The 7,991-nt window shown below is 65.9% G+C and carries 11 protein-coding genes; 2 read left to right on the forward strand and 9 right to left on the reverse strand.

All coding sequences use genetic code 11. From position 1 onward, the window contains the following. Nucleotides 1-37: 37 nt before the first annotated feature. From AC3WMR_RS30165 to AC3WMR_RS30175, 3 genes are read right to left on the reverse strand one after another with little or no spacing between them, the layout of a single operon-like run. Nucleotides 38-1,033, reverse strand: coding sequence for a FecR family protein (locus AC3WMR_RS30165; RefSeq protein ID WP_492266879.1), 996 nt, complete (start codon nt 1,031-1,033; stop codon nt 38-40). After that, on the reverse strand, nt 1,009-1,629 hold the full coding sequence (locus AC3WMR_RS30170; RefSeq protein ID WP_492266878.1) for an RNA polymerase sigma factor: 621 nt from the start codon (nt 1,627-1,629) through the stop codon (nt 1,009-1,011). The genes AC3WMR_RS30165 and AC3WMR_RS30170 overlap by 25 nt, the downstream gene beginning before the upstream one ends. Beyond that, nucleotides 1,619-2,302, reverse strand: coding sequence for an STN domain-containing protein (locus AC3WMR_RS30175; RefSeq protein ID WP_492266877.1), 684 nt, complete (start codon nt 2,300-2,302; stop codon nt 1,619-1,621). Before AC3WMR_RS30175 ends, AC3WMR_RS30170 begins: the two co-directional genes overlap by 11 nt. Nucleotides 2,303-2,530: 228 nt before the next feature. Here AC3WMR_RS30175 and AC3WMR_RS30180 point away from each other — a divergent pair, with 228 nt between their 5' ends. Then, entirely contained in the window at nt 2,531-2,914 is a 384-nt protein-coding gene (locus AC3WMR_RS30180; RefSeq protein ID WP_492266876.1) for a hypothetical protein, read from the forward strand. Between the two features lie 7 nt (nt 2,915-2,921). Here AC3WMR_RS30180 and AC3WMR_RS30185 read toward each other — a convergent pair whose 3' ends face one another. From AC3WMR_RS30185 to AC3WMR_RS30210, 6 genes are all read right to left on the reverse strand, one after another. Beyond that, nucleotides 2,922-3,287 (reverse strand): cupin domain-containing protein, encoded by a 366-nt coding sequence (locus AC3WMR_RS30185; RefSeq protein WP_025140667.1) that lies wholly within the window; start codon nt 3,285-3,287, stop codon nt 2,922-2,924. 17 nt (nt 3,288-3,304) lie between these two features. Next, the gene (locus AC3WMR_RS30190) at nt 3,305-3,862 is read right to left on the reverse strand and encodes a helix-turn-helix domain-containing protein (RefSeq protein WP_025140666.1); all 558 of its coding nucleotides are present in this window, start codon (nt 3,860-3,862) and stop codon (nt 3,305-3,307) included. Between the two features lie 62 nt (nt 3,863-3,924). Beyond that, complete coding sequence (locus tag AC3WMR_RS30195; protein ID WP_025140665.1) at nt 3,925-4,707, reverse strand: aldolase; 783 nt, start codon at nt 4,705-4,707, stop codon at nt 3,925-3,927. 12 nt (nt 4,708-4,719) lie between these two features. Continuing rightward, the gene (locus AC3WMR_RS30200) at nt 4,720-5,379 is read right to left on the reverse strand and encodes a glutathione S-transferase family protein (protein WP_492266875.1); all 660 of its coding nucleotides are present in this window, start codon (nt 5,377-5,379) and stop codon (nt 4,720-4,722) included. Nucleotides 5,380-5,432: 53 nt separating this feature from the next. Continuing rightward, nucleotides 5,433-6,395 (reverse strand): Bug family tripartite tricarboxylate transporter substrate binding protein, encoded by a 963-nt coding sequence (locus AC3WMR_RS30205; protein ID WP_492266874.1) that lies wholly within the window; start codon nt 6,393-6,395, stop codon nt 5,433-5,435. Between the two features lie 517 nt (nt 6,396-6,912). Beyond that, nucleotides 6,913-7,476 (reverse strand): hypothetical protein, encoded by a 564-nt coding sequence (locus AC3WMR_RS30210; RefSeq protein WP_492266873.1) that lies wholly within the window; start codon nt 7,474-7,476, stop codon nt 6,913-6,915. A 150-nt stretch (nt 7,477-7,626) separates the two neighbouring features. Here AC3WMR_RS30210 and AC3WMR_RS30215 point away from each other — a divergent pair. Then, a partial coding sequence (locus tag AC3WMR_RS30215; RefSeq protein ID WP_492266872.1) for a dsDNA nuclease domain-containing protein occupies nt 7,627-7,991 on the forward strand: 365 nt, incomplete at its 3' end.

The following is a 7,991-nucleotide window of genomic DNA, read 5'->3' on the forward strand; positions in this document are numbered from 1 at the left end:
ATGCCGACCGGAACCCTGTCATAAATAATTCATGGAATCACGACAGCAGCACCACCCCGCCCGGCAGCCGGGTCACCTCGGCGCCATAGGCGTCGCGGATCAACTGTTCCGCGTCCGCCACCTGCGCCAGTGAAAAGCGCGCCTGCACCCGGCGCTGGGCCAGCTGCTTGTTCAGCAGCACCAGGCGGCCACGGCGGTAGCGGTTGATCTCGTCCACCACGTCGGCCAGCGGCACCCGGTCAAACACCAGCCAGCCGCGCCGCCAGGCCGTCACCGCCTCGGTATCGACCTTGGCCGGCGGCAGCACGCGCGCGTCGTCGTAGCGCAGTTCCTGGCCCGCGGCGAGATCAAAGTTGCCCTGCGCATGCGCCAGCTGCAAGGTGCCGGACAGGCAGCACAGGTTGGCCGCGCCATCCAGGTAGCGCAGGTTGAACACGGCCTGGCGCGTGGTGATGCGGCCGGCGCCGGCAATCACCTGTTCGCTGCGCGCCGCCTGGATCGCCTCGCTGCCCACGCGAACTTCCGCCTCGCCCGCCGCCAGTTCGATCACTGCGCCGTCGCGCGGCCCGGACCGCACGTTGATCCGGGTCTGCGTGTTCATCTCAAACTCCAGCGCATCGCCCAGCGCCACCCGGCGCTGTTCACCCGTTGCCGTGCGGTAGTCGGCGCCCAGCTCGTCCAGCCCCGGCCACAAGCCCAGCGGCGGACGCCAGGCCAGATAGGCAGCCGACGCCGCCAGCGCCCCGCCCAGGAACGCCCGGCGGCCCGTCACGCGGGGACGGCGCGCGGCAGCCGCGGCGATTTCTTCCTGCACCGCCGGGCCCAGCCCCTGCCACAGGCGCTTTTGCTCGGCGAACGCGGCCTCGTGGCGCGGATCGGCACCCAACCAGGCGCGAAACGCCTCGGCGTCGTCCTGCGTGGCGCGGCCCGAGGTCAGCGTCAGCAGCCACTGCCGCGCGGCGTCCGCAGGCGTTGGGCCGCGCTTGCGGCGGCCGGGCATCATCATCATCAGCGCCATGGCGGTGTTTCCCATGGAGGTCCTTCCTTTTGTACTGCCGACGGGTGGGCAGATTGTCGTGGCAGCGGTTTCTGCGCGCCCGACGGTTGCGTCACCGGCTCGGCTTCCGCCTCCAGCACCTTGCCGCAATGCTCCAGCGCGCGCTTGAGTTCCTTGGACACAATGCGTTCCGACACCCCGTAGCGCTTGGCGATCTCGGCATGCGGCAGCTCATGCACCCGCGCCGCCATCAGCATCTGCTGCGTGCGTTCGGGCAACTGCCGCAGCGCGCGGCGAAAGGCGTCGATCTGGCTGCGCCCCTGCGCAATGCGCGCGGGGTCTTCGGCCTCGTCGGTGCCGCCGATCAGCTCGGCAATCTCTACCCCTGTCAGCAACCGCGAATCGCGCCGCCGCTGGTCTTCGGCAATGTTCAACGCCACCCGGAACAGGTACGCCGCCGGCTGCTGGATCGACCCGCCCGGCGGCATGTCGTTGACCTTCAGAAAGGCTTCCTGCATGGCGTCGTGCGCCAGGTCCTCGGACCCCAGGCGGCGCTTGAGCTGGCTGCGAAAATCGTTGTAGCGCTCGAGGAACAGCGCGCGCAGCGAACCGGACGGCTTGTCATCCCGCACGGCCGTCTCCTCGCAGCGCGCCGCAGTCGTCCGCGCTGGCCGGCTGCAACAGTACCGTCACCGGCTGTGCCATGCCGGCAGGCAGCGGCCCGGCCGTCACCCCGCGCAGCGCCGCTTCCAGCCGCCGGTTCAGCGGCGCCGAACCGGTATCGGCCACCCAGTCCACCTGATTGACGCGCCAGGCCTTGTCGAACCACAGCTTGACCAGCGCCCGGTAGGCGCCCGGCTCGGCGCCCTGCCCCTTGCACAGCGCACGCTTGAGCGCGCCCTGCAAGGCCGCCGCGTACGGCGTGTCGCGCAGCCGCGCCGCGCTGGCCGGCCGGGCCGGCACCGTCTCGCGCGGCGCCGCCACCACCGTAAAGGAATGCGGGCTGGCGTAGCGGATCGCCAGCGGCGAACCGGCCAGCAGCCGGCGCAAGGCATCGCCCGGCGTATAGGTGCCCACCACCGCGGGCGCCTCGCGTCCGGCCGTCAACGCGCTATCCACCAGCACCGTCAAACCGCTGGCCAGGCTGTATTGCGCCAGCGCCTGGTCCAGCGGCTGCGCGGCGATGGCAAACGCGATCTCGCGCGGCGGCGTCTGCGCCGCGCCCGCGCCGGCCAGGGCGCACAGCCCCAGCGCCAGGCAGGCACGCCGAATCCAGCCCCCGTCTGCCGGACAGGCCAGGGTCATCGACGACTACACGTAGGAAAATTGCCAGGCATGGCCGTTACCGCGAACGCCCGCGCGTCCGCCTCGATGCGAAAGGCGCCATGCTAGGGTGCGAGAATGACGTAATCGTGACACGCCACACACGCGCGCCGTCCCGCCGCCACGCAAACGTCACCTGCGCGGCGTTATCCGTCCCTATACTGAATGCATGGCGGCAACTGGCCGCCGGGCCTTTTCCAAGGAACCCGCATGCGCCCATTCAGCCTGATTCCGAATCGCGCCTGCCTGCTGTTGCTGGCGGCGCTGGCGGCCCCGCCCCTGGCGGCCTGGGCCCAAGCCCCGGCGCAGCCGCAGCCCGTGGCGCCCGCCGCGTCCACGGCAACCCCGCCCAAGCCCGCCCCCGGCGCCTGCATCGACACCGAGGTCAACGGCTACCGCGCGCTGTCGTATGACTGCCTGAACCAGAAGATGGCGCCCGACGCCGCGCCCAAGCCGCCGGCCACGCTGGGGTCCGAGGCCATCACGCAAAAGCCGCCCAACCAGATGGGCCTGCCCACGCCGGCCACCATCGGCAACCGCATGGGCAATACCTTCGGCACGTCGGCGTATCCGCAGCGGCCGACGCCGCCGTAGCCAGACCTTACGCCGTGCGGCTGATGAAATAGATCTTCTTGACGAACGTATCCACTTCCCAGCGGCCGGTATAGCCTTCCGGCATCACGAAGGCCTCGCCCACGGTCAGCGCATGCACCGTGCCGTCCGGGTCGACCAGGCGTGCCGCGCCTTCGACGATGTAGCCGAATTCGATGTAGCCCGTGGTGTTGGACTGGAAGCTGCCCGCAGTGCTTTCCCACACGCCGGCTTCGGCGCGGCCCGCGTTGCCTTCAAAGGCCGTCACGGTGCGAAACGCGGCATCGCCGGAAATCGGCCGCTTGGGCTTGCCCGGCACCGGGTTCTTCATGGGGCCGGCATCGATGCGGACCAGCCGCGATTGATCGTGCTTCAAAGCGCTTTCCTTGGAAATCAATGCGCCGCCACCACCAGCACTTCGGCCGCGCCGCGGCTGACCGTGCGCATGCGATGCGGCAGTTCGGAATCGAAATAGAGCGAATCGCCGGCATCCAGGCGGAACTCGCGTTCGCCCACCTGCACCTCGATGGCGCCCTTGAGCACCAGCAGGAATTCCTCGCCCGGGTGCGGAAACACCGCCGAGGCATCAGGGAATTCGCGCGGCGGATGCACCAGGAAGGGCTCCATGGCCTTGACCTTGCGGCGCCCGGCCAGCGACTCGTAGTGGTATTCGCTACCCAGGCCACGGCGTTGCAGGACCTCGCGGTCGGCCACGCGCACCAGGCTCACGACCTCGTCCTGCGCTTCGCCGTCGCCCCCGCCCACCAATTGCGACACCCCCACGCCGTAGGCTTCGGCCAGGCGCAGCACGGTCGAAATCGACGGCTCGCTCAGCCCGCGTTCGAGCTTGGAGAGATAACTTTTGGTCAGGCCCGTGCGCTCGCCCAGCTGTTCCAGGGACAGGGACTGCTGGCGACGCAACGTGCGCAGACGGTGAGGCAGGTCGATCATGGGCGGAAAAGGGCACGGTAACGACCGGTAAGCATGCCCTAAACCGACGGCTTCGTCGAGTTTCAGCCCAGCACGTCGGGATGCTGGCGCAGCGCCCGCCGCGCGTAATACGCAAAACCCACCTGCGAACGCTTGGGCGTCAGGATCCAGTCGTGCGCCTCGTGGCCCAGCGCCGGCGGAATCGGCTGGATCTTGCCCGCCGCCATCGCCAGCAGCTGCATGCGCGCGGCGCGCTCGAACTGCAATGCCAGCACGCAGGCCTCTTCTACCGTGCCCGCCGCCACCAGCATGCCGTGGTGCGACAGCAGAATCGCGCGCTTGTCGCCCAGCGCGCCCGAGATGATCACGCCTTCTTCGTTGCCCACCGGCACGCCCGGCCAGTCTTTCAGGAACGCCACATCGCCATACAGCGGGCAGTTGTCCATGTGCGAGACTTCCAGCGGCACTTCCAGCATCGACAGCGACGCGGCATGCAGCGGGTGCGTGTGGATGATGCAGTTCACGTCCGGCCGCGCCCGGTAGATCCATGAATGAAAGCGGTTGGCCGGGTTCGGCATGCCGCCGCCTTCCTGCACCTGCAGGTCTTCGTCCACCACCAGCAGGTTGCCCGCCGTGATCTCGTCAAAGCCCAGGCCCAAGCGCTGCGTGTAATAACGGTTGGGCTCCGGCGCGCGCGCCGTGATCTGGCCCGCCAGGCCCGAATCGTGCCCGCCGTCGAACAGAATGCGGCAGGTCAGCGCCAGGCGTTCGCGCAGCGTCCAGTCCGGCGTATCCAGCTTGCGCTGCATATCGGCCTGCGCCCGCTGTATCAATTCGTCCTTGCCCAAGTGCATCGTATCGGCCATCTCGACTCCTTTCTATGCCGTTTCCAACAACGGCGTAAAGCCCGGCAAGGCGCGCATGCGCGCCAGCCAGGCACTGATATGGGTAAAGGCGGACAGGTCGTAGCCGCCCTCGTCCGCCATGCTGGTATAGGGGTATAGCGCAATGTCGGCGATGGTCGGCGCATCGCCCACCAGGAATGGGCGGCCCGCCAGGTGCGCGTCCATCCAGGCCGCCGCGCGCAGGCCGATGGTGCGCCACTGCACCATGGCCGGGTCGTCCACCCGCGCCGTCCGGCGCAGATGGATCAACAGCCGCGGCTGGGCGTACGCGTGCATGTGCTGGGTCTGCTCGAAACTCAGCCAGCTGGCCACCTGCGCCTGTTCCAGCCGGCCTTCCGGCAGCCAGGGCGTGCCGCGCCCCAGATACCACAGGATCGCCTGCGACTCGGCCAGCCACTCGCCTTCCGGCGTCAGCAGCGCCGGCACCTGGCGCCACGGGTTGATGCGGCCAAAGGCCTCGGTTTCCAGGTCGCCCTGCACGATGTCGAAAGTGCGGCGCGTCAGTGCCAGGCCCATGAAACCGCAGGCCAGCCGGATCTTCCAGGCGTTGCCCGAGCGCAGCGTGTCGGCCAGTTCCAGGGGTTTGCCGGCCAGCGGATGCAAGGCCGGGGTCGTCTCGTTCACCGTGTTCATCGGCGTAGTCTCTGTTTGCGGCATCATCGGGTTCGTCTCGGACGTTGCCATCGTCAATCCATCTTGATGTCGGCGCGCTTCACGATCTCGGCCCACTTCGCCTTCTCGGCCACGATGAAACGCGCGTATTCGTCAGGCGCGCCGGTGTACAGCTGCGTGCCCTGCGCCGCCAGGCGCGCCTTCAGGTCGGGCGATGCCAGTGTCTGGCGCAGCGCCGCGTTCAACTTTTCCAGCACCGCGGGCGGCGTGCCCGCGGGCGCAAAAAACGCATTCCACGAACTGATCTGCAAGGCGGCATCGCCGGCCTCGCTGGACGACGGCACCTGCGGCGCCGACGGCAAGCGCTGGTCCGACGCCACCGCCAGCGCCCGCAGCTTGCCCGATGCCGCGTGCGGCATGATCACCGGGCTGGCGTCCATCACCACATCCACCTGCCCGCCGATGGCCGCATTGACCGCTTCGCTGCCGCTCTTGAACGGCACGTGCACGATATCCACGCCCGCGGTCAGCTTCAGCAATTCCAGCCCCAGGTGCGGCGAACTGGCCGTGCCCGCAGACCCGAAATTCAGCTTGGCCGGATGCGCCTTGGCATACGCCACGAACTCGCCGAAATTCGCGGCCGGCAGATCGCCACGCACCGCCAGCAGATAGGGCGACCCGGAGACCAGCCCCACCGGCACGAACTTGTCCGGGTCGTAGCTGAGCTTGGCGTAGATCAGCGGGTTCACCACCTGCGTGCCCACCGTGCCCATGAAAATCGTATACCCGTCAGGCGCCGCCGTGGCGGCCACCTGCGCGGCGATCACCCCGCCCGCGCCTGGCCGGTTTTCCACCACCACGCTCTGGCCCAGCGCATCGCCCATGCCCTTGCCCACCTGCCGCGCCACGATATCCGTGATGCCGCCGGCCCCGAAAGGCACCACCAGCCGGACCGGATGATCCGGAAATGCCGCCTGCGCCGCGCTGCCCAGCCCCGCGGCCAACGCCAGCGCGGCCGCCATGATCTTGCGTTTCATGCCATTCCCCTTGTGTCCGCCGCTTGGATGCGGCTATGACACAAAGTGTCCTATAGGCTATTGATTTTCCGCAAGAGGAATTTGATTGGGGGATACCCTGAGCAGCAGGAATAAAGTTCGCCTTTTTTGTTGAAGTTCGCCTTTTGGCTTTGGTGGGCAACACCTGCTATTGCGCAGGCATCTTCTCTTATTCTGTGCGGAAGGACGGCCTGCAGGCTGAAGAAAGGCGAACTTTGCAGTAAACGCTATTGAATTAGCGCGACAGTCCAAGCTGGCAGATTTGGGATATGCCCGTACGGGCATTGGGAAGGAGACACGGACGTCTCGAGCACCCGGCGATACGTTGGGAGTTGTAAGAGAAGAAGACCGTGCCTTGTATGAAAGGCCCGGGGTCCTGTGGTCACTGGCCGCTTCCGGCCAGAAGCGGCCTTTTAATAATCCCGCGAACGACCGCGTCAGGCCAGAACCGGGCATTTGTTTACCCATATCTTGGGGCACAGACACCTGAAGTCGTGCGTCAACTCCCGCGCTTCCCGAGCACTGCCTTTAGATAAGGACGTAACTCGACCCACTCGATAACTTGGGATATGCGGCGAAGTTCGCTAAGCGTCTCTTTCATTGTCACCGGGTCGAAAGTCTCCGGCATAGCGAACGAAACACCCTTTCTATCTGTCGCGTACCGATGGCGCTGGTCCAATACTCCATGGAATGCGTCGGCATCTTCAGGAAACAGCTCCTCGTTCAGGGACACCAAAAACTGGCACGGCACCTCAAAATGGTACCTAAGCTCTGGGTAAAGGCGTCGGTATTCTCTGTACAGCTTCTTGAGGTTGTGGCCAAGGTGTTCAGGCGCCCCGCCATGAGCGGCGATGGCTCCTTTCAGAAAGAGCTCAATACCCTGGCGAGCTATATGAAGGACGACTCGGCTCGACGAGTACTGAGATGAGAATCCTCCATCGACCATCGCGTGGCACAACACCTCGCTTGCCTCCAAGTAGGCCCGAGCAAGCCAGAGCATCCTGTCCCAGGCTTCCATCTCGGCGAGTTCTTTGGCGTACGACGGATCTGAATCGTCTTTCATGCCTCTTTCCTCCTACATTTCTAGATCCAGCATCGTGGTTTATAACGAGGCCGGATGTTGCAAGACTTTACATAAATCTATTGATCCACGATGATAGGCGGCGCGTCAAAGAACTCCACCACGTAAACGAAGCCGATTTAGGAGGGGGCATTGAGCGGAATCAGAGGTGCGACGGAGCTTTTGTCCGTCGCAAACAATCCGAAGTACTCAGAGACCGGTGGTGGGCACGGAGCTAAGGGCGTAGATTTTGCGCGCTGGTGGGCTGTCGTCCGGATGGTGGAGTTGGAGAAGGCCAATGAACCGGATTTCCTCCTCCTCTTTGAATCCGTTCAGGACGTTGCAGAACTAGATTCTGCGACCGAGCCAACACGGGCTAGGGTTTACCAAGTCAAGAAGAAGGACGCCGGGACCTGGAGCTGGTCAGTGCTCACAGGCACGGTGAGCCTGTCCGTATTTTCGTGGGCGAGGCGTTTTAAAAGTTGTTATCCATGCGCCGCAGTAAACCGTTCACCGAA

The sequence above is a fragment of the Achromobacter sp. FW305-C-28 genome (assembly GCF_058783235.1).